This is a genomic window from Streptomyces sp. NPDC029044, from assembly GCF_040637495.1.
In the GTDB taxonomy this organism is placed as follows: Bacteria; Actinomycetota; Actinomycetes; order Streptomycetales; family Streptomycetaceae; genus Streptomyces.
In genome coordinates this window covers 76,059-97,037 of record NZ_JBEZWN010000026.1, presented here as the reverse complement: position 1 = coordinate 97,037, position 20,979 = coordinate 76,059, and the positions used below count along the sequence as shown (strand labels likewise).

20 protein-coding genes and 1 riboswitch are annotated in these 20,979 nt (G+C 71.5%); of the genes, 12 read left to right on the top strand and 8 right to left on the bottom strand.

The features are described from left to right. The first annotated feature begins 177 nt into the window (after positions 1-177). On the top strand, positions 178-1,431 hold the full coding sequence (locus AB0E85_RS21725; RefSeq protein WP_361929548.1) for an Ig-like domain-containing protein: 1,254 nt from the start codon (positions 178-180) through the stop codon (positions 1,429-1,431). A 95-nt stretch (positions 1,432-1,526) separates the two neighbouring features. Here AB0E85_RS21725 and AB0E85_RS21720 read toward each other — a convergent pair whose 3' ends face one another. Then, a complete protein-coding gene (locus AB0E85_RS21720) occupies positions 1,527-1,928 on the bottom strand; it encodes a hypothetical protein (RefSeq protein ID WP_184564426.1) in 402 nt (133 codons plus the stop codon). A 145-nt stretch (positions 1,929-2,073) separates the two neighbouring features. On the opposite strand from AB0E85_RS21720, the gene AB0E85_RS21715 reads away from it, so the two are divergent. The 6 genes from AB0E85_RS21715 to AB0E85_RS21690 all read left to right on the top strand — a co-directional run bounded on the left by AB0E85_RS21715 (position 2,074) and on the right by AB0E85_RS21690 (position 9,159). Next, on the top strand, positions 2,074-2,694 hold the full coding sequence (locus tag AB0E85_RS21715; RefSeq protein WP_102912848.1) for a heme-copper oxidase subunit III: 621 nt from the start codon (positions 2,074-2,076) through the stop codon (positions 2,692-2,694). Between the two features lie 81 nt (positions 2,695-2,775). Beyond that, positions 2,776-3,588, top strand: coding sequence for a c-type cytochrome (locus AB0E85_RS21710; protein WP_361929546.1), 813 nt, complete (start codon positions 2,776-2,778; stop codon positions 3,586-3,588). Beyond that, positions 3,585-4,658, top strand: a complete 1,074-nt coding sequence (locus AB0E85_RS21705) for a Rieske 2Fe-2S domain-containing protein (RefSeq protein ID WP_361929543.1) — start codon at positions 3,585-3,587, stop codon at positions 4,656-4,658. Before AB0E85_RS21710 ends, AB0E85_RS21705 begins: the two co-directional genes overlap by 4 nt. Continuing rightward, positions 4,655-6,277, top strand: a complete 1,623-nt coding sequence (locus AB0E85_RS21700; protein ID WP_361929540.1) for a cytochrome bc complex cytochrome b subunit — start codon at positions 4,655-4,657, stop codon at positions 6,275-6,277. Before AB0E85_RS21705 ends, AB0E85_RS21700 begins: the two co-directional genes overlap by 4 nt. 126 nt (positions 6,278-6,403) lie before the next feature. After that, positions 6,404-7,468 (top strand): anthranilate phosphoribosyltransferase, encoded by a 1,065-nt coding sequence (gene trpD / locus AB0E85_RS21695; protein ID WP_361929537.1) that lies wholly within the window; start codon positions 6,404-6,406, stop codon positions 7,466-7,468. A 74-nt stretch (positions 7,469-7,542) separates the two neighbouring features. Beyond that, a riboswitch (SAM riboswitch) is annotated at positions 7,543-7,659 on the top strand. A gap of 132 nt (positions 7,660-7,791) precedes the next feature. Next, complete coding sequence (locus tag AB0E85_RS21690; RefSeq protein ID WP_361929535.1) at positions 7,792-9,159, top strand: aminotransferase class V-fold PLP-dependent enzyme; 1,368 nt, start codon at positions 7,792-7,794, stop codon at positions 9,157-9,159. On the opposite strand, the gene AB0E85_RS21685 is transcribed toward AB0E85_RS21690, so the two are convergent. The 7 genes from AB0E85_RS21685 to AB0E85_RS21655 all read right to left on the bottom strand — a co-directional run bounded on the left by AB0E85_RS21685 (position 9,114) and on the right by AB0E85_RS21655 (position 15,418). Beyond that, positions 9,114-10,307: a glycerate kinase gene (locus AB0E85_RS21685; protein ID WP_361929532.1), complete on the bottom strand. Its 1,194-nt coding sequence runs from the start codon at positions 10,305-10,307 to the stop codon at positions 9,114-9,116. The genes AB0E85_RS21690 and AB0E85_RS21685 overlap by 46 nt on opposite strands. A gap of 10 nt (positions 10,308-10,317) precedes the next feature. After that, positions 10,318-11,733, bottom strand: coding sequence for an SLC13 family permease (locus tag AB0E85_RS21680; protein ID WP_361929530.1), 1,416 nt, complete (start codon positions 11,731-11,733; stop codon positions 10,318-10,320). 137 nt (positions 11,734-11,870) lie between these two features. Further along, positions 11,871-12,530, bottom strand: a complete 660-nt coding sequence (locus AB0E85_RS21675) for a response regulator transcription factor (protein ID WP_361929527.1) — start codon at positions 12,528-12,530, stop codon at positions 11,871-11,873. After that, complete coding sequence (locus tag AB0E85_RS21670; RefSeq protein ID WP_361929557.1) at positions 12,527-13,909, bottom strand: ATP-binding protein; 1,383 nt, start codon at positions 13,907-13,909, stop codon at positions 12,527-12,529. The genes AB0E85_RS21675 and AB0E85_RS21670 overlap by 4 nt, the downstream gene beginning before the upstream one ends. Before the next feature lie 58 nt (positions 13,910-13,967). Continuing rightward, positions 13,968-14,297, bottom strand: coding sequence for a small secreted hydrophilic protein (locus AB0E85_RS21665; protein WP_361929524.1), 330 nt, complete (start codon positions 14,295-14,297; stop codon positions 13,968-13,970). A 90-nt stretch (positions 14,298-14,387) separates the two neighbouring features. Then, complete coding sequence (locus tag AB0E85_RS21660; protein ID WP_030848030.1) at positions 14,388-14,669, bottom strand: Lrp/AsnC ligand binding domain-containing protein; 282 nt, start codon at positions 14,667-14,669, stop codon at positions 14,388-14,390. Next, positions 14,666-15,418 (bottom strand): rhomboid family intramembrane serine protease, encoded by a 753-nt coding sequence (locus AB0E85_RS21655; protein WP_033312730.1) that lies wholly within the window; start codon positions 15,416-15,418, stop codon positions 14,666-14,668. Before AB0E85_RS21655 ends, AB0E85_RS21660 begins: the two co-directional genes overlap by 4 nt. Positions 15,419-15,577: 159 nt before the next feature. Between AB0E85_RS21655 and AB0E85_RS21650 the strand changes: the two genes are divergently transcribed. From AB0E85_RS21650 to AB0E85_RS21630, 5 genes are all read left to right on the top strand, one after another. After that, complete coding sequence (locus AB0E85_RS21650; protein WP_033312729.1) at positions 15,578-15,817, top strand: hypothetical protein; 240 nt, start codon at positions 15,578-15,580, stop codon at positions 15,815-15,817. 37 nt (positions 15,818-15,854) lie between these two features. Next, the gene (locus AB0E85_RS21645; RefSeq protein ID WP_361929520.1) at positions 15,855-17,204 is read left to right on the top strand and encodes an NYN domain-containing protein; all 1,350 of its coding nucleotides are present in this window, start codon (positions 15,855-15,857) and stop codon (positions 17,202-17,204) included. Between the two features lie 246 nt (positions 17,205-17,450). Further along, entirely contained in the window at positions 17,451-18,491 is a 1,041-nt protein-coding gene (locus AB0E85_RS21640; RefSeq protein ID WP_107458445.1) for a C40 family peptidase, read from the top strand. Between the two features lie 232 nt (positions 18,492-18,723). Then, entirely contained in the window at positions 18,724-19,737 is a 1,014-nt protein-coding gene (locus AB0E85_RS21635; protein WP_361929517.1) for an NlpC/P60 family protein, read from the top strand. 33 nt (positions 19,738-19,770) lie between these two features. Continuing rightward, positions 19,771-20,955, top strand: coding sequence for a hypothetical protein (locus AB0E85_RS21630; RefSeq protein WP_361929514.1), 1,185 nt, complete (start codon positions 19,771-19,773; stop codon positions 20,953-20,955). Positions 20,956-20,979 lie beyond the last annotated feature (24 nt).

The following is a 20,979-nucleotide window of genomic DNA, read 5'->3' as shown; positions in this document are numbered from 1 at the left end:
CTGGTGCCGTAGCGGCCGGGCTCGACCACGAGGACGGAGTCGAACTCCAGGCCCTTGGCCTGGCGCGGGTCGAGCACTCCGCAAGGAGTGTCCGGGCCCCTGCTTCTGCCGTAATGCGTGTCACTCGTCCGGGTCGCTCGGCGTGCCGCTGTTGACGCTGCTTCCTAGCGTGAGCTCATGAGCCACACAGCGATATCCCGCCCCCGCACCGTCGTCGGCTGCACGCTGCTGGTGATTGCCCTCTGCGCGGGCGCCACCGCCTGCGGCTCGGACGGCAACCCGCTGGCCGCCCGCCCCTACGACGCGGCGGACCAGGTCTCGTTCAACGCCCCCTCGGAAGGCCGCAAGAAGGCCGACCCGGACAAGCCACTGGAGGTCGTCGAGGACTCCGACGGGCGCATCACGGACGTCACCGCCCACGACGCCTCAGGACGCTACGTGGCGGGCGAACTCGCCGCCGACGGCAGCCGCTGGCACAGCACCTCCCCGCTCGCCGCGAACGCCAGCTACACGGTCCGTGTGAGCACCGAGGACGAGGACGGGGCGCCCGGCCGCAAGGTCGTCACCTTCGACACCGGCAAGCCCACCACCAAGAAGAGCCTGGACGTCACCTTCGGCCCCAAGACGGGCACCTACGGCGTCGGCCAGCCCGTCACGGCGGAGCTGAGCCAGCCGGTCGAGGACAAGGCCCAGCGGGCCGTCGTGGAACGCGCCCTCAAGGTCTCCTCGACGCCCTCCACGGACGGCGCCTGGCACTGGGTGGACGACAAGAAGCTCCACTACCGCCCGAAGGACTACTGGCCCGCCCAGGCCACCGTCCAGGTGCGCAGCAACCTTCAGGGCATCAAGATCGGCGACCGGATGTGGGGCGGCAAGGCCAAGCCGCTGACCTTCACCACCGCGGACAAGCTCGTGGCCGTCACGGACGCCGCCGCCCATCAGATGACCGTCTACAAGAACGACGAGGTCGTCCGGCAGATACCGGTCACCACGGGCATGCCCGGCTACGACACCCGCAACGGCGTCAAGGTCGTCCTGGCCAAGGAGGGCACCGTCCGCATGACCAGCGCCAGCATCGGCGCCTCGGACTTCTACGACCTGATCGTGCACCACTCGGTCCGGGTCACCAACAGCGGCGAGTACGTCCACGCCGCCCCCTGGTCCGTCGGCTCCCAGGGCTACGCCAACGTCAGCCACGGCTGCACCGGCATGAGCACGGAGAACGCCGCCTGGTTCTACGACACCGTCCGCGAGGGCGACATCGTCAAGGTCGTCAACTCCGGCGGCGACATGATGGCCCCCTTCGGCAACGGCTTCGGCGACTGGAACCTCGACTGGGCGAAGTGGCGCACCGGCAGCGCCCTGGTGGGAGGCACCCCCGACGGCCCCACAGAGGCCGACAGGGCCCGCCTGAGGCCCCAGAGCGTCTGACCGCCCTCAGGGGCATCGCCCGTCAGGGGCGCGGGGAACTGCGCGAACAACCCCCACGCGCCCGCAGCCGCCGAACAACAAGGCGAACCGAGCCCCTAGGCGTTCAAAGCCGCCTTCTCCCGCAACAGAGAAGCCAGCGCGGAGGCGAACTCCACCGGCTCCACCGGCAGGGTCACCGCCGCCTCCGCCCGGCTCCAGGTCGCCAGCCACGCGTCCTGGGGCCGCCCGATCAGCAGCAGCACCGGCGGGCAGTCGAACACCTCGTCCTTGATCTGCCGGCAGACCCCCATGCCCCCCATCGGCACGGCCTCGCCGTCCAGCACACAGACGTCGATCCCACCCCGGTCCAGCTCCTTGAGCACCGCGGCCGGAGTCGCGCACTCCAGGAACTCCACCACGGGGACGTCCGGAGCCGGCCTCCGTCCCGTGGCGAGCCGCACCTGCTCGCGGGTGTTGGAGTCGTCGCTGTAGACCAGCACCGTGGCGGTCGGCTGCATTGTTCCTCCGTGACGTCAGCGTCGTAAGGACAGGCCCGTTGGGCCGGATGCTACTCCCTTGAACACCACGTCAACACCGGTACGACCGGGGAAGACACTCCGAACGGCACCCCCCGGAGTGAGGGCGGGATAAGCGACCGACATAATGTCGGTCGTGGCGACAGCAACGACAGTAGAAACCGGGCACGCGCACCCGTCGGTCAACCGGCCGAACCTCACCAGCGTCGGAACCATCATCTGGCTGAGTTCCGAGCTGATGTTCTTCGCGGCCCTCTTCGCGATGTACTTCACCCTGCGATCGGTGACGGGTCCCGATCACTGGAAGGAGATGGCCGGCCATCTCAACTTCCCGTTCTCGGCGGCGAACACCACCATCCTGGTGCTCTCCTCGCTCACCTGCCAGCTCGGCGTCTTCGCCGCCGAGCGCGGTGACGTGAAGAAGCTCCGGATGTGGTTCATCGTCACCTTCGTAATGGGTGCGATCTTCATCGGCGGTCAGGTCCTCGAGTACACGGAGCTGGTCAAGGAGGCGGGCCTGTCCCTGTCCTCCGACCCGTACGGCTCGGTGTTCTACCTGACCACCGGCTTCCACGGACTGCACGTGACGGGCGGACTCATCGCCTTCCTGCTGGTCCTGGGCCGGACCTACGCGGCCCGGAGGTTCACCCACGAGCAGGCGACGGCCGCGATCGTCGTGTCCTACTACTGGCACTTCGTCGATGTCGTCTGGATCGGTCTCTTCGCCACGATCTACATGATCAAGTAGCAGGGCCCGCATCCGCGCGTGCTCGACGAAGCGCGCATCCCAGAAGCATCGACGCAGAAGATCCTGACACCGGGGTAATCCGTGAAAAAGCTCTCCGCACGACGACGCCACCCGTTGGCGGCGCTCGTCGTCCTACTCCTCGCGCTGGCATGCACCGGGGGGCTGTACGCCGTGTTCGCACCCGCGGACAAGGCGCAGGCCGACGAAACCGCCCAGTCCCTCACCATCGAGGAGGGCAAGAAGCTCTACGCCGTCGGCTGCGCCAGTTGCCACGGCACCGGCGGTCAGGGCACCTCCGACGGGCCGAGCCTGGTGGGTGTGGGCGCCGCGGCCGTCGACTTCCAGGTGGCCACCGGCCGTATGCCGGCCGCCACCTCCCAGGGCCCCCAGGTCCCGGAGAAGAAGAACATCTACTCGCAGGCCGAGATCGACCAGCTCGCGGCGTACATCGCCTCGCTGGGCGCCGGCCCGTCGATCCCGACGGAGGAGCAGTACGGCCCCGAGGGTGCCGACATCGCCAAGGGCGGTGAGCTGTTCCGCACCAACTGCGCGCAGTGCCACAACTTCACCGGCAAGGGCGGCGCGCTGACGCACGGCAAGTACGCGCCGACCCTCGAGGGCGCCTCCCCGAAGCACATCTACGAGGCCATGCAGACCGGCCCGCAGAACATGCCGTCCTTCCCCGACACCACGCTGTCGGAGAAGAACAAGAAGGACATCATCGCGTACCTCGACGCGGTCAACAGCGATAGGACCGAGAGCCCCGGCGGCCTCGAACTGGGTGGCCTCGGGCCGGTCAGCGAGGGCCTGTTCGGCTGGATCTTCGGTCTCGGCGGTCTGATCGCCGTCGCCGTGTGGGTCGCCGCCCGGACCGCAAAGGCCAAGAAGTCATGAGTAGCCAAGACATTCCAGAAGAGAACCTGCCTGCCGCGCAGTCCGCAGGACATGACGAGCACGGGCACGGCGCCGTGAGCGTCGCGGACGACAAGCACCCGTTCGCCGACCCGGGCCTGCCGCCCCACGAGCACCGGATCCAGGACGTCGACGAGCGGGCCGCCAAGCGGTCCGAGCGCTCCGTCGCCCTGATGTTCACGGTGTCGATGCTGGCCACGGTCGCCTTCATCGCCTCGTTCGTGGCGATCCCGGTCGACAAGGCGGTCTACATCTGGCCGCTCGGCCACATCAGCGCCCTGAACTTCGCGCTGGGCATGACGCTCGGCATCGCGCTGTTCTGCATCGGCGCCGGCGCCGTCCACTGGGCCCGCACCCTGATGTCGGACGTGGAGGTCGCCGACGAGCGGCACCCGATCGAGGCGACGCCCGAGGTCCGCGAGAAGGTCTTCGCGGACTTCCAGCAGGGCGCCAAGGAGTCCGCGCTCGGCCGCCGCAAGCTGATCCGCAACACGATGCTCGGCGCGCTCACGCTGGTGCCGCTCTCCGGCGTCGTGCTGCTGCGCGACCTCGGTCCGCTGCCCGGCACGAAGCTCCGCCACACGCTGTGGTCCAAGGGCAAGCTGCTGGTCAACATGAACACCAACGAGCCGCTGCGTCCGTCGGATGTCGCGGTCGGTTCGCTGACCTTCGCCAAGCCCGAGGGCCTGGAGGAGCACGACCACGGCTTCCAGAACGAGATCGCCAAGGCCGCCCTGATGATCGTCCGGATCCAGCCGGAGGACATCAAGGACAAGCGCGAGCTCGAGTGGTCGCACGAGGGCATCGTCGCGTACTCGAAGATCTGCACCCACGTCGGCTGCCCGATCTCCCTGTACGAGCAGCAGACGCACCACGTGCTCTGCCCGTGCCACCAGTCCACCTTCGACCTCTCCGACGGTGCCCGAGTGATCTTCGGTCCCGCCGGTCACGCCCTGCCGCAGCTCCGCATCGGCGTGAACGACGAGGGCTATCTCGAGGCGCGCGGCGACTTCGACGAGCCCGTCGGCCCTGCTTTCTGGGAGCGCGGATGAGCACTGCACAAGAACGACGCAAGGCGCCCGCGGGTGAGCGGGTCGCCGACTGGGCCGACGGCCGCCTCGGGATCTACTCCCTGGCCAAGGCCAACATGCGCAAGATCTTCCCGGACCACTGGTCCTTCATGCTGGGCGAGATCTGCCTCTACAGCTTCATCATCATCATCCTCACGGGTGTGTACCTGACGTTGTTCTTCCACCCGTCGATGAACGAGGTGGAGTACCACGGCAGTTACGTCCCGCTCCAGGGGCAGCTGATGTCGGAGGCGTTCGCCTCCACGCTGGACATCAGCTTCGACGTCCGCGGCGGTCTGCTCATCCGGCAGATCCACCACTGGGCGGCGATCATCTTCCTCGCCGGCATGTTCGTGCACATGATGCGCGTCTTCTTCACCGGCGCGTTCCGCAAGCCGCGCGAGATCAACTGGCTGTTCGGCTTCCTGCTGTTCGTCCTGGGCATGTTCACCGGCTTCACCGGCTACTCGCTCCCGGACGACCTGCTCTCCGGCACCGGTGTCCGCTTCACGCAGGGCGCGATCCTGTCCGTGCCGATCGTGGGCACGTACATCTCGATGTTCCTGTTCGGCGGGGAGTTCCCGGGCACCGACTTCGTCGCCCGTTTCTACTCGATCCACATCCTGCTGCTGCCGGGCATCATGCTCGGGCTCGTGGTCGGCCACCTGATCCTGGTCTTCTACCACAAGCACACCCAGTTCGCGGGTCCCGGCCGGACCAACAAGAACGTCGTCGGCATGCCGCTGCTGCCGGTCTACATGGCCAAGGCCGGAGGCTTCTTCTTCCTGGTCTTCGGTGTCATCTCGGCCCTCGCCGCGATCGCGACGATCAACCCGATCTGGGTCCTCGGCCCGTACCGGCCCGACCAGGTGTCGACCGGTGCCCAGCCCGACTGGTACATGGGCTTCGCCGAAGGCCTGATCCGCGCGATGCCGGGCTGGGAGATCAACCTCTGGGGCCACACCCTGGTCCTGGGCGTGTTCATCCCGCTGGTGCTCTTCGGTGTGTTCCTCGCGATCATCGCCCTCTACCCGTTCATCGAGTCGTGGGTCACCGGGGACAAGCGCGAGCACCACATCCTGGACCGGCCGCGCAACGCCCCGACCCGCACCGGTGTCGGTGTCGCGTGGGTCACCGGCTACATCATCATGCTGATCGGCGGTGGCAACGACATCGTCGCCACCCACTTCCACCTGTCGATCAACGCGGTGACCTGGTTCGTCCGGATCGGGTTCTTCGTCGGACCGGTCCTCGCCTTCATCGTCACCAAGCGCATCTGTCTCGGGCTTCAGCGCCGGGACAAGGAGAAGGTGCTGCACGGCCGCGAGACCGGCATCATCAAGCGCCTGCCGCACGGTGAGTTCATCGAGGTGCACGAGCCGCTCAGCCAGGAGCAGATGTACACGCTCACGGCGCACGAGCAGTACCAGCCGGCCGAGATCGGCCCGACGGTCGACGAGAACGGTGTCGAGCGCAAGGTGAAGGGCTCCGAGAAGCTGCGCGCCAAGCTCAGCGACGCCTACTTCGGCGAGGGCGCCCAGATCCCGAAGCCCACCGCCGAGGAACACCGGGAGATCACGAGCGGCCACGGCCACCACTGATCGACTGCTTCGCCACGCCACAGAAGGGCCTCGTCCGAACACCGGACGAGGCCCTTCGTGGTGCTCGGGGCTGGATAGGGTGGGACCACTGCTTTTACGTGACGTACGACGACCCTGGAGCGGCTGATGAGCGCTGTGACCCCCGCTGGAGGCGACACCGCGGCGGGCCGCTCCTGGCCCCTGCTGCTGAACGGCCTGCTGGACGGCAGGCACCTGGGCGCGGACGACACCGCCTGGGCGATGGACCGGATCATGCGCGGCGAGGCGACCGAGGCGCAGATCGCCGGGTTCGTCGTGGCCCTGCGCGCCAAGGGCGAGACCGTCGAGGAGATCAACGGCCTGGTCCGCACGATGTACGAGCACGCCAACGTGATCGAGGTGCCCGGGGCGACGGTCGACATCGTCGGCACCGGCGGTGACGGCGCGAAGACGGTGAACATCTCCACGATGTCCTCGATCGTCGTCGCCGGCACCGGCGCGAAGGTCGTCAAGCACGGCAACCGGGCCGCGTCCTCGGCGTCCGGGGCCTCCGACGTGCTGGAGAAGCTCGGCGTCAACCTGGAGCTGCCGCTGCACCGGGTCGCGGAGGTCGCCGAGGAAGCCGGGATCACCTTCTGCTTCGCGGTGAAGTTCCACCCGGCGCTGCGGCACGCGGGCGCGGCTCGCGGCCAGTTGGGCATCCGTACGGTGTTCAACGCCCTCGGCCCGCTCACCAATCCGGCCCGGGTCCGTGCCCAGGCGGTCGGCGTGGCGGACCCGCGCATGGCGCCGATCGTCGCGGGAGTCTTCGCCGAGCGCGGCAACTCGTCCCTGGTCTTCCGGGGCGACGACGGTCTGGACGAACTGACCACGACGGCCACCTCCCGCGTGTGGATCGTCCGGGACGGCGCGGTGACCGAGGAGGCCTTCGACCCGCGTGACGTGGGCCTCGAACTGGTCCCGGTGGAGGCGCTGCGCGGCGCCGACGCCTCCTACAACGCCGAGGTCGCCCGCCGCCTGCTGGACGGCGAGACCGGCCCGGTCCGCGAGGCGGTCCTGCTGAACTCGGCGGCGGCGCTGGTGGCCCTGGAGCCCACCGCCGCACCGCTGGCCGAGCAGATCAGCGCCGGGATGGCGAAGGCGGCCGAGTCGATCGACTCGGGGGCGGCCAAGCGGACGCTGGAGCGCTGGGTGGCCGCCAGCAACAGGTAGGACACCACGGACGGCGTCCCGCGATCCGGACTCGGGTTGCGGGACGCCGATCTCTTCGCGTACGTTCCTGATCAGGTCATGAGTGACAGTCATGAGGCCCCGGCCGACTGTCCGGCAACCCTCCGTCCGTGGCGGGGTGCCCCGGGTGAAGACCGGGCCGTAGGCAGCGAGGTCTACGGCAAGCGCGTGACGAGGAGTCTTCCGTGAACCAGCGAATGCGATAGGGCCGCAGAGCCCCGCCTCCGCATCCCCCTTTTCCTTTCCCCCGCTTGAGCCGCACGCGCTCGCGGGCGGATTCCACCTGCCTTCACGGGAGTTCCGCCATGTCCGTCTCCACCCTTGCCGCCGTCCCGTCCGTTTGTGCCCCGCTGCCCGTTCTGGGGCGGGATGTCACCGTGCCGCTCGTGACCGGGGGCGAGGTCGCCTACGCCGCGCTCGACTACGCCGCCAGCGCCCCGGCGCTCCAGCGGGTCTGGGACGACGTCGCCGCCTACGCGCCGTACTACGGCAGCGTCCACCGCGGTGCCGGGTACCTCTCCCAGCTCTCCACCGACCTGTTCGAGAACGCCCGCCGGACCGTCGCCGAGTTCCTCGACTGCCGCGAGGACGACCAGGTCGTGTTCACGCGGTCCACCACCGACTCCCTCAACCTCCTCTCCGCCGCCCTCCCCGCCGACTGCCAGGTCTTCGTCTTCGAGACCGAGCACCACGCCTCCCTGCTGCCCTGGCGCAACGCCCGCGTCACCTTCCTCGACGCCCCGCGCAGCCCCCGTGAGGCCGTCGAGACCCTGGAGCGGGCCCTCGCCGACCGCGACCCCTACGGCCCGGCTCTCGTGTGCGTCACCGGCGCCTCGAACGTGACCGGTGAGCTGTGGCCCGTACGGGAACTCGCGGCGGCGGCGCACGCCCATGGCGCGCGCATCGTGCTGGACGCCGCCCAGCTGGCCCCGCACCACCCGGTGTCCGTCGCGGACCTCGACGTCGACTGGGTCGCCTTCTCCGGGCACAAGCTGTACGCGCCCTTCGGTACGGGCGTCCTGGCCGGGCGGGCCGACTGGCTGCGCGCGGCCGAGCCGTACCTCGCGGGCGGCGGTGCCAGCCGCAAGGTCAGCCGGCGCGAGGACGGGGGAGTGGACGTGGAATGGCACGACAGCGCCGCCCGCCACGAGGCCGGGTCGCCCAACGTCATCGGCGCCTACGCCGTGGCCTCGGCCTGCAAGGCGCTGACCGAGGCCGGCTTCGACACCCTCGTCGCCCGTGAGCAGCACCTGGTCCGCGCCGTGCGGGAGGGGCTCGCCGACGTCCCGCAGGTGCGGTTCCTGTCCCTCTTCGGGGACGACGCGCCGCGCGTCGGCGTGCTCTCCTTCGTCGTCGAGGGCTGGAACAGCTCGCACTTCGCCGCCGCCCTGTCCGCCGAGTACGGCATCGGCGTACGGGACGGGCTGTTCTGCGCCCACCCGCTGGTGCGCACGCTGCTCGGCAGCGATCCGCAGTCCCAGGGTGAGTGCGGCTCGCCGGAGGGCGCGCCCGGGGAGAAGTCGCTCAACGCCATCCGGGTCAGCTTCGGCGCGGGCACCCCGGACGAGCACGTGGAGCGGTTCGTACGGGCCGTCAGGGAGCTCGTCACGGACGGAGCGAAGTGGAACTACCGCACCGAGGACGGGCGCTGCGTGCCGGACACCTCCGCCTGAACCGGCAGCCGGGTGCCCAGGACGATCATCCGCAGGGCGCGCTCGGTGGCGTCCGTGAGGAGTTCACTCGCGCGCAGCAGGGCCTCGGCCAGCTCCATCGGGGCGGGCAGGATGCCGTGGCAGGCGTCCACGCCCGGCACGTCGCCGGCACCCTCGCCGAGCGTGCCGGCCAGGGCCAGGACGGGCCGGCCGTAGAGCTTGGCGCGGCGCGCCACCTCGGCGGGGACCTTGCCGCGCGGCGTCTGGTGGTCCAGGGCGCCCTCGGCGGTGACGACCAGGTCGGCGCGGGCCAGCCGGGCGTCCAGGTCGAGGTGGTCCAGCAGCACGTCGAAGCGGGGGAGCAGCCGGGCGCCCAGGGCGGCCAGACCCGCCCCCAGGCCGCCGGAGGCTCCCGTTCCGGGCCCGCGGCGCAGATCGCCGTCCGGCACGGCGGCGTCGCGGGTGAGGACGAACGCCCAGTTTTCCAGGGCCGCCGACAGCTCCTCCACCTGCGCGGGCGTCGCGCCCTTCTGCGGCCCGAAGACCCGGGCCACGCCCCGCTCGCCGCACAGTACGTTGTACGGGTTGCAGGCGACGAGCAGCTCCACCTCCGTGAGCCGGGCATCCAGGCCGGTGGGGTCGATGCGGTGCAGGCGCGTCAGCTCCCGGCCGCCGTGCGGGAGTTCCCGGCCCTCCTCGTCCAGCAGCCGCGCCCCGAGCGCCTGGAGGGCGCCCGCGCCCCCGTCCGAGGTGCCCGAGTCGCCGCAGCCGACGAGGATCCGCCGGACGCCGGTGTCCAGGGCGGCGCGGATCAGCTCGCCGACGCCGTACGTGGTCGTGGCGCCCGGGTCGCGCAGGCCGCGCGGGACGAGGGAGAGGCCCGCGACCGCCGCCATCTCCACCACCGCGGTGTCCCCGCCGCCCAGGAGGGCGAAGTGCGCGGCGATGGTCTCCCCGACCGGGCCGGTCGCCGCGGTGGTGACGATCCGGCCCCCGGTCGCGGCGGCCAGGGCGAGAGCCGTGCCCTCGCCGCCGTCCACCAGGGGCACGAGGTCGATGTCGGCGCCGGGCAGCACCCGGCGTACGCCGGCCGCGATGGCGTCGGCGGCGGCCTCGGCGGACAGGGACTCCTTGAAGCCGCTGGGGGCTACGACGACACGGTTCAGCACGGAAGGCTCCTCAACGGGTGACGGACACGCCGAGCAGCGGCCACACCGCGACGGCGAAGAACAGGACGAGCACGGCGGTCAGCGGCGCCAGGACGGCGGACAGCCGCAGCAGGTCGCGCGGGGTGTAGGTCGGGGTGCCGGGGAGCTGCGCGAAGAGCGTGACCGGCTTGGCCGAGGCGGGCAGGGTGTGGCAGAAGCCCGCGGCGGCCGTCGAGGCGAGGGCGGCGGCGACCGGGTTGACCCCGATGCCGGCGGCGGCCGCCACGACCAGCGGCACCAGCACCGACGAGCGGGCCGAGCGGGACTGAAGGACCAGGTGGGCCGCCGTGCTGACGGTGATCACGATCGCCAGGAACACCGTCGGGGACGCGCCGGCCGGCAGCCCGGAGACCAGCCACTTCGCCGCTCCCGAGTCGGCGAGCGCGACCCCCATCGCCATCGTCGCGGCCATGAACAGCAGCAACGACCAGGGGACGGTCTTCAGCGCGTCCTTCAGGCGCACGGTGCCGAGGGCGGGCGAGGCCGCGATGACCGCGCCGATCAGTGCTACCAGCGCCGGCGGCACGCGGTGCAGCGGCTCACTGCACCACAGGGCGATCACGGTGGCCAGCAGCAGGACGCAGCGCTTCTCGGCCTGGCTCCAGGGGCCGGTGACCGGCTGCTCGCTGTGCCGCTGGATCTGCTCGGGGGTGATGTGAACCGGGCCGGTGCGGTCCGCGCGCCGGGTCGTCGTCAGCAGGACCAGCTCCGCGGCCAGGTGGGAGGAGGCCACGGCCAGCGGCAGGCCCAGCAGCAGCCACTGCGTGAAGCCGATGTGCTGTCCGGTCGTCTCCCAGAGCACCGACACGGTGATCAGATGGGCTCCCGCGCCGATCAGCGTCGCCACCGCCGACAGCAGGATCACCGTCGGGAACAGCAGCGCCAGCATCACGACCAGTCGCTTCCGGTCGGCCAGGACCTTGGCCAGGGCGAGGAACACCGGCAGCGCGAGCGCGGCCCGGCCGGAGGTGGCGGGCACCGCGAACGCCGTGACGACCAGGGCGGCCGTCGTCAGGTGCACCAGCTGCCGGACGGTCCGCGCCCCGCTCACCAGGAACACCGCCGCCCGTCCCGCGAGCCCGGTCCGGCTCACCGCGGCCGCCAGCACGAACGCGCAGATCAGCAGCCACACCGTGGCATCACCGAGCGTGCCGAACAGGGTGTCGCTGCTGATCACCCCGGTCACCGTGAGCGCGAGCCCCGCGCCGAGCGCGATGTAGGTGTCGTCGATCGGCGTCCCGATCCAGGCGCAGGTCGCGAGGACGAACACGACGAGCGTGAGCCGCGCGTCGGCACCGAGTCCCGGGAAGTTCGTGGGGACGGCCAGGAGTGCGCACAGCGACAGCGCCACGCACAGAGCGGTGGTGGAGCGCGGATTCAGGGTCACGCCATAGACGATCGACGACAGCGGTGAGCCGCCCATGAGCCCCACATGAAGGAGTTTTCACACGCCCTCAGGGGCGCGGGGAACTGCGCGCCAAGCCACAGACAACCCGCACCCCGGCAACGGCGCTCAAGTGGCACTCACGGCAGCCGATACCCCATCCCCCGCACCGTCTCCACCCGCTCCGCCCCCAGCTTCTTCCGCAGCGTCCGCACGTACACGTCCACGATGTTGGACCCCGGATCGAAGTCGTAGCCCCACACGTGGGACAGGATCTGCTCCCGCGACAGCACCTGCCCCGGATGCCGCAGGAACAGTTCCAGCAGCACGAACTCACGAGCCGTCAGATCGACCGTCCGCTCCCCGGACCGGGCACGCCGCGTGCGCAGGTCGAGGCTCAGGGAGCCCGACCTGAGCACCGTCACCTCCGGCGCCCGCGCCGCCGTGCGCAGCCGCAGCCGCACCCGGGCGAGCAGCTCCTCGAACCGGAACGGCTTGGTCATCCAGTCGTCGGCGCCGCCCTCCAGGCCGGCCACCGTGTCCCGTACGGAGTCGCGCGCGGTCAGCACGATCACCGGCACCGACACCCGCGCCTCGCGCAGCTCCCGCAGGATCGTGAAGCCGTCCCGGCCGGGCAGCCCGATGTCCAGGACGACGAGGTCGAAACCGCCGGTCAGGGCGTACTCGTAGCCCGCGTCGCCGTCGGTCGCGACGGTCGTGGTGAAGCCGTTGGAGCGCAGGCCCTTCTCCACGAAGGAGGCGATGCGCTCCTCGTCCTCGACGATGAGGATGCGGTTCACGTGGGGTCCCCTTCCGGATGCCGGGGTGTGTTCAGGACGAGGGCGAAGGTGGCGCCGCCCCCGGGTGTGCCGTGCAGCCGGACCCGGCCCCGGTGGCCCTCGGCGATCGCCTTGACGATGGACAGCCCGAGGCCGGCACCGGAGCCCCGGGCGCCCCGGCGGGCCGTGCCGCGCCGGAAGCGCTCGAAGATCACCTCGGCGTCCTGCGGCTGCACACCGGGCCCGGAGTCGGCCACGTACAGCTCGAGGTCCGGGCCGTCGGTGCGGGAGCCGATGCGGATGGTCTGGCCGGGCGTGGTGTGCTGCACGGCGTTCTGTGCGAGCTGCACCATGGCCTGGGTGATCCGCTGCGGATCCAGTACGGCCTCCAGGTCGGCGACCCCGTCGAGCCGCCAGTCGCGGTCGCCCAGGGTGCGGGCCTTGACGTAGACGTCGGCGGTGAGTTCGGCGACCTGGAACGGCTCGGGGGAGACGAAGTCGGGGCGTTCGGCCTTGGCGAGCAGCAGCAGGTCCTCCACGATGCGGCTCATCCGGTCCAGTTCGTCGGTGACCAGCCGGACGGTCTCCTCGCGTTCGGCCGGGTCGTCGCCCATGACCTCGAGGTGTCCGCGCACGATGGTGATGGGGGTGCGCAGCTCGTGTCCGGCGTCGTCGACGAACTCGCGCTGGGCGGCGAAGGCCCGCTCCAGCCGGTCGAGCATGCCGTTGAACGTCTCGGCGAGCGCCGCTATGTCGTCGTGGCCGTGCACCGGGATCCGGCGGGTGAGATCCTGCTCGGTCAGCTGCGCCGCCGCGGCGCGCACCACCCGCACCGGTCTGAGGATCCGCCCGGCGACCGCCCAGGCGATGCCGACGGTCAGCAGCAGGGCCACCCCGGAGATGACGAGCAGCGTGCGGAACACGCTGTTCACCCGGGCCTGCTCCCGCTCCGGGTGGAACGCCACGACGAACGCGGCGTCCGGCGCCCGGCCCGGCTGGGCCACGGTGACCTTCGCCCACCGGATCTCACCCTGCGGCCGGACCAGCACCCCGGAGGAGTCGGGCGAGCCGAAGATACGGGCCCGGGCGGCGGGGTCCTCGTGCAGGGGCAGGGCGATGGGCAGGTCGTGCGGCTGGCGTATCTGCCGGGGGTCGGCACCCGCCCGGCCGACCAGGCCGATCAGCTCCTCGTCCGCGTCGGGGTACTGCCGTTCCAGGAACACCGTCAGCAGCCGGTCCGCGTCGGTGAACGGGCGGCCCGTGCGCGGATCGCCGCCGCGCTCCTCGAAGTTGGCGAACTCTCCGGTCTCCTGGGTGAGCAGGCGGTTGATGCGGTGGTCGACGTCCCGCAGCAGGAACGAGCGGGTGGTCATGGCCACCGAGGCGAGCGCGAGCGCCATCACGAGCAGCAGCCACAGCAGGATCCGGACCCGGGCGGAGACCCGCCGGCGGCCGGTGTCAGCCGTCGGAGCCTGGGCCGTCGTCGTCGCCCGGTCCGTCGTCTCCGGTGCCCCGGCCGTGGTCGTCGTCGTCATCGTCACCCGCTGAGCTGTCGGTCACCGGAGGCCGCGAGACGACCTCGTCACCCGGTGTGGCGCCGGGGGGTGTGGCCTTCTGGGAGGGCCGGAGGGTGGAGGTGGGCGTGGGCGAGCCGTGGTCCAGCTCGACCTGCTGGGAGGGCACCCTGGGCGACTCGGGGCTGTCCGCGAGCGCGTAACTGGTCGCGGCGATGCCCAGCGGGATCAGCACGACGGCGGACAGGGCGGCCATCCGGCGGGAGAAAACCATGGGCCCGATCCTGCGGACGGAACCCGGGGAGCGGGATGAAGCCCGGATGAAGAACTCCTCATCCGGGGCCCGGCGGGCAGGACGCCGTCGCTAGTTGTCCAGCCCGATCGAGAAGGCCGCCTCCAGGTCGTGCTGGGAGTACGTGCGGAACGCCACGTGCGTGTCGGTCCCCTCCACCCCGGGGATCTTGCTGATCCGGCCCGGGATGACCTCCGCCAGGTCCTCGTGCTCCTTGACCCGGACCATCGCGATCAGGTCGTAGGTGCCGGTGACCGAGAAGACCTCGCTGACGCTGTCCAGCGCCGCGATCGACTCGGCGATCTCGGGGATCCGGTCCACGCTGGTCTTGATGAGGACGATCGCGGTGATCACGGCTGGTTCTCTCCCTCGGGGGCCGGAGCAGGGGCGGCCTTCACTCTAGTAGGGCTGGTGGGACGGCCGTAGCGGACCGACGCATAGCCGAAGCCGAGACCGAAGCCGATCAGGTGGGCGAGGTAGGCCACCCCCGGCCCGTCCGAGGCCCGCCCCGCCGCCAGCCATTGCAGTGCCGCCCAGAACGGCAGCACCACCCACGCCGGGAAACGCACCGGCAGGAAGAAGAGGAACGGCAGGAGACTGGTCACCCGGGCCCGGGGGAACAGGTACAGGAACGCACCGAGGACCGCGGAGATCGCCCCCGAGGCTCCGACCAGGGACTGCTCGGAGTCCGCGTTGGCGACGGCGTAGCCCAGCAGGGCCAGGTAGCCGCAGCCGACGTAGAACAGGGTGAACTGCACTCGCCCCATCCGCTCCTCGGTCATCGCCCCGAAGACGTAGAGGAAGAGCATGTTGCCGAGCAGGTGCACCCAGCTGCCGTGGACGAAGAGCGCGGTGGCGGGGGTGAGGGCCGACCCCGCGGACCCTTCGAACAGTTCTGCGGGAATCACGCCCCAGCGCCGGAAGTAGGCCCGCTGCACGGCGAGCAGTTCGTCGCCCGTGCCGTAGGCGGGATTCAGGCCCGAGGCGGGCCCGGCCAGGAAGGCCAGGCAGCACAGGGCGATCAGTGAGTACGTCACCGGCGCCGACGACCCCCTGGCCGCTCTGCCGGCCCGGACGAGCGACGCACTCCACTTGCGGATCATGAATACAGAGCATGACGTAACCGGACGCAACCACCCAGACCGCCTCGCCGCCGTGGACGCGCGGGCGGCGGGTACCCGCCAGGCCGTAGGGTTACGAGCCACACGCACCGGGGATGCCGGTCGCGTCGCGGACACTAGAAGGAAAGAGAACAGGTCACGATGACGGTTCCCCTGCCGACCGCCGAGACGCGGTGGCGCTGCACCCTCTGCGGCAACCTCACGAGGTTCGACGTGACCCGCTCGGCGAAGGTCGTCGAATACGTCCACCTCGACCTGGCCGGAGAGCCGAAGGTCGAGGAGCGCGAGGTGCTCAGTGAGACCATCGAGTCGGTGCGCTGCCGCTGGTGCAACGCGGTGGACCAGGTGGAACTCGTGGACAGGCCGGGCGCCGGCTCCTGACAGGAGCCGGCCCCGCTCAGGCATTGGGGTGTGACGGATGGTGGAGACCACGGGCGGGGGGCCGGACGACGGCGCCGCCGAGGTGCTCGACCGTCCGCTGCCCGACGGCGTGCGCCGCAGGGTCGTGCAGATCGTCTCCGACGGCTTCGGCGCGCTGACGGTCGGGGAGCTGCCCGCGCAGCTGAGGCAGTACGCCCGGTTCGCACCGAACCGCCGGGCGAAGTTCGCCGGCAACGCGATGGCGGCCGCCCTGGAGACCGACCCGCTGTTCCGCCAGCGCATCGGGGAGAAGCTCAGAGAGGCCCAGCCGGAACTGACCGGCGCCCTGGACTCAGGCTCCCCGCCCCCGGCCGCGGACCCGCTCGACGTGGCGGCCGCGGCCTACGTACTGCGGCCCCCCGGCTGGGTGAAGCAGGTGACGGCCGCCGGCGAGGAGGCCCAGCGGGCCGACGCCGAGCGCGCCGACGAGGAGGGCCGGGCCGAGCTGGAGCGGCTGCGCGCCGAACTGGACCGGGCCCGCGACCATACCCGGGCCGAGACCGAGCGGCTGCGCACGGAGCTGGAATCGGCCAAGAAGGAAACCGAGTCGCTGCACCGCAAGCTGCGCGCCGCCCTGAGCGACGTCAAGCGCGGCGAGGCCGCCCTGCGCAAGGCGCAGGGTGAGATCGAGGCCGTCCGTGCCGAGGGGCAGGCCCAGGTGTCCGCCGCCGAGAGCGAGACCCGGCGGCTGAAGTCCCGGCTGGGCGAGACCGAGGCCGCCCTGGAGGCCGCGCGCCGGGCCGCCCGCGAGGGCCGCAGCGTCGAGGACATGCGGGTACGGCTGCTGCTGGACACCCTGCTGGACGCCACCCAGGGGCTCCGCCGCGAACTGGCCCTGCCCCCGGTGTCGGTGCGCCCCGCCGAGACCGTCGACGCCGTCGAGCCGGGCCGGATGTCCCCGAAGGACATCGCCGCCCGCGCCCTGTCCGAGCACGACCCGCAGGTCCTGGACCAGCTGCTGGCGCTGCCGCAGGCCCATCTCGTCGTCGACGGCTACAACGTCACCAAGACCGGCTATCCGCAGATGCCGCTGGAGAAGCAGCGCCTGCGGCTGCTCGGGCAGCTCTCCCAACTGGCCGCGCAGAGCGGCGCCGAGGTGACCTGCGTCTTCGACGGGGCCGAGCTCGCCGCGCCGGTGCTGCTCGCGCCGCCGCGCGGCGTCCGGGTGCTCTTCTCGAAGCCGGGCGTCACCGCCGACGAGCTGATCCGCCAGCTGGTGCGTGCCGAACCCCCGGGCCGCCCGGTCATCGTGGCCTCCACCGACCGCGAGGTCGCCGACGGAGTCGCCCGCGCCGGTGCCCGCCCGGTGGCCTCGGCGATGCTCCTCAAGCGCCTTTCGCGGTCCTAGGAGACGTACGCCCCATGCGTAACGTCCGGGCGCGATGCCCGGATTGATGGGACCTGTGAGCCACGGTGCGTCAAATGGGTCTCACCACCCGTGAGTCCAGGGGAAAAGTTGGCCTACCGTGACGCAATTTTTCAGCTGAGGATTTGAACTGATCACAGGAAGGTCACTAGGGTCGGGCCGAACCTCCGCTCGGGTGATCACTCATCGGGAGAGACGGCGGAGGGGCTGAGAAGGAGCTTTTCACCCGTGGCGTCCCACCGTCGTCCCAAGCAGCCGAGCCGCGCACGTGTGACCGTGCTGACCACCGCCGCCGCCGCTGCCGTCGCCTTCAGCTCGCAGGCCGCCAACGCCGCCCCCAGCGAGAAGCCGAGCAAGGACGAGGTCAAGGCCAAGGTCGACAAGCTCTACGAAGAGGCGGAGCAGGCCACCGAGAAGTACAACGGGGCCAAGGAGAAGCAGGAGAAGCTCCAGAAGGAGATCTCCACCATCCAGGACAACGTGGCCCGCGGCCAGGAGGAGCTCAACGAGCTCCGCGACAGCCTGGGCCTCGCCGCCGCCTCGCAGTACCGCACCGGCTCCATCGACCCCTCCGTCCAGCTGTTCCTCTCCGCGAACCCCGAGGACTACCTGGACAAGGCCTCCACGCTCGACCAGTTGAGCAGCCAGCAGGTCGAGGCGCTCAAGAAGGTCCAGGAGAAACAGCGCGAACTCGCCCAGGAGCGTGCCGAGGCCTCCGAGAAGCTCAAGGACCTCGCCTCCACCCGGACCGAACTCGGCAAGAAGAAGAAGGAAGTCCAGGGCAAGCTCTCCTCCGCGCAGAAGCTGCTCAACAGCCTCACCGCGGCCCAGAAGGCCGAACTGGCCGCCGAGCAGAACCGCGCCAGCCGGACCGCCGAGCGCGACGCCCTCACCGCCGACGTCCCGCCCGGCTCGGGCCGTGCCGCCGCCGCGTTCGCCTTCGCCCAGAGCCAGCTCGGCAAGCCCTACGTGTACGGTGCCACGGGCATGAGCTCCTACGACTGCTCCGGCCTCACCTCCCGGGCGTACGCCGCGGCGGGCGTCCAGATCCCGCGCACCTCCGAGGCCCAGACCGGGGCCGGCACCAAGATCTACTCGGTCAGCCAGCTCAAGGTCGGCGACCTGGTCTTCTTCTTCAACGACCTGCACCACGTGGGCCTCTACGCCGGCAACGGGCAGATCATCCACGCCCCGCGCACCGGCACGGTCGTCCGCTACGAGTCGATGGACACCATCGGCGGCCCGTTCATGTTCGGCGTCCGGGTCTGATCCCGGCCCCCGTCGCCGTCCCCCGCGGACCCCGGGCGTCCTCAAGATCAGGACACCGTGTCCGCCGTTCGGGCGAATCGCGACAGCCCGAGTGAGCCCACGCCCCGCCCTTGACCTGCGTCAGCGGCGGGGCGCCGTGCTGGATACCCACGGATGGTCGTTGGCGGCCCCCGGTCGCGGGGCTACTGTCTGCCGCGTTCCAAGTCCGCCAGCGGAAGGAGAGCGGCTTCCCGTGGGGTCTCATCGCCGCCTTGCACCGTCCGGGTTCGACCGGGGCGCCGGTGCCGCGGTCGGCATCCTGTCCGTCGCGGCCGCAGCCGTGGCCGCGGTACCGGCCGCCGCCACACCGTACGACGACACCCGCGCCACGGTGGACCGGCTCTACGAGCAGGCCGAGAAGGCGACCGAGGCGTACAACGCGGCCGACGAGCGCGCCGACGAACTGCGCGACGAGGTCGGCATCGCCCGGGACCGCATCGCACGTGGGCAGCAGCGCGTCAACACCCTGCGGGACTCCCTCGGTTCGCTGGCCGGCGCCCAGTACCGCGAGGGCGGCATCGACCCCTCCCTCGCCCTGCTGTTCTCCGACGACCCGGACGACTACCTCGACCACGCGTCCCGGCTCGACCGCCTCACCGCCCACCAGGCCGGTGAGCTGAGGGAACTCCGGCACGCCATGCGCGAACTCGCCCAGGACCGCGAGGAGGCCGCCGGCAAGCTCCACGAACTGGAGCGGAGCCGCAAGGCCGTCGCCGCGCACAAGAAGACCGTCGAGCGTAAGCTCGCCACGGCCCGGCGGCTGCTCAACTCCCTGCCGGAGTCCGAGCGCGACGCCTACGGCCGCGCCTCCCGCTCCGGCCGCGGCGACCTGCCCGGCCCGGGCGGCGACACCGCCGCCTCGGGACGCGGGTCGGCCGCCGTCGCCGCCGCCCGCAGCGCGCTCGGCAAGCCCTACGTCTGGGGCGCCAACGGGCCCACCGGCTTCGACTGTTCGGGCCTGATGCAGTGGTCGTACGCGCAGGCCGGGGTCTCCCTGCCGCGCACCTCGCAGGCCCAGCGGTACGCCGGCCGGCAGATCCCGCTGTCCGAGGCGCGCCCCGGTGACCTGGTCGTCTACCGGGGCGACGCCAGCCACGTAGGGATGTACATGGGGGGCGGCCAGGTCATCCACGCGCCCTACCCCGGCGCGCCCGTGCGCTACGACCCGGTCGGGATGATGCCCGTCTCGTCGGTCACCAGGGTCTGACCGGGGCGGCCCGGCGCCCGTACGATCGGGAACGTGGCTGGTCGAAGGTCGGGGTCCGTGCTCGTGGCGCTCGTCGTGCTGCTCGTCGCCCTGACCGGGTGCGGCGGGCGGCCCGCGGCCGACAGCGCGACGGCCGACGTCCAGCGGCTCCTGGACCGCCGGGCCGCGGCCGTCCTCGACCGCGACGAGCGGGCCTACGAACGCACGGGCGCGGGGACGGACTTCGCCCGACTTCGCGCGGTGCCCGTGGCCGCCTGGTCGTACCGGGTGACCGGACTGCGCCGCACCGGCGACACGGCCACCGCCGACGCCGAACTGCGCTACCGCGTCGCCGGGTACGACCGGGCGCCGGTGACCGCCGGGCGCACCCTGCGGCTGAGCCGGGGCGCCGACGGGAAGTGGTCCGTCGACACCGACCGGCCCGCACGGAAGTCCGCGCAGCAGCTCTGGGACCAGGGGGCGGTGCACCTCGTCCGGGGCCGGTACAGCCTCGTGCTCGGCGTCGGGCAGTCCGGGCGCGCGCTGCGGGACTTCGCGGACCTGGCCGACCGTGCCGTGCCCGCCGTGTCGGAGGCCTGGGGCACGCGATGGAGCCGACGGGTCGTCGTGCTCGTACCGAGGTCACTGGAGGGGATGGCGGGGCTGCTCGGCTCGCCCGCCTCCTCCTACCGCGGGATCGCGGCGGTCACCACCGGCGAGACCGGCGCGCGGGACCGGGCGTCGGCGGACCGGATCATCGTCAACCCGGACGCGTTCGCGCTCCTCGGCGGTCTCGGCGAGCAGATCGTCGTCACCCACGAGACCACCCATGTCGCCACCCGCGCCCGCACCACGGCCGCCACGCCCCTGTGGCTGTCCGAGGGGTACGCCGACTGGGTCGGCTACCGCGACACCGGCCGCACCCCGGCCGAGGCAGCGCCCGAACTGTCCCGGGCGGTCGCCGCCGGCCGGGTCCCCGCCGCGCTCCCGGACGACGAGGACTTCGGCTTCACCGGCGACGCGAGCCGCCTGGCCCGCTCCTACGAGAGCGGCTGGACGGCGTGCCGGCTGATCGCCGACCACTGGGGCGAGGCCCGGCTGCGCGACTTCTACCGGGCCGTCGGGGAGCGCCGGGAGCGGCCCGGTGCGGTGGAGGACGCGATGCGGAAGGTGCTGGGGACGACGCCGGAGGCCTTCACCGGGCAGTGGCGGGAGTACCTGCGGGAGCAGCTGGGCTGACCCGGGGCCGGACCGCCCGCGGCC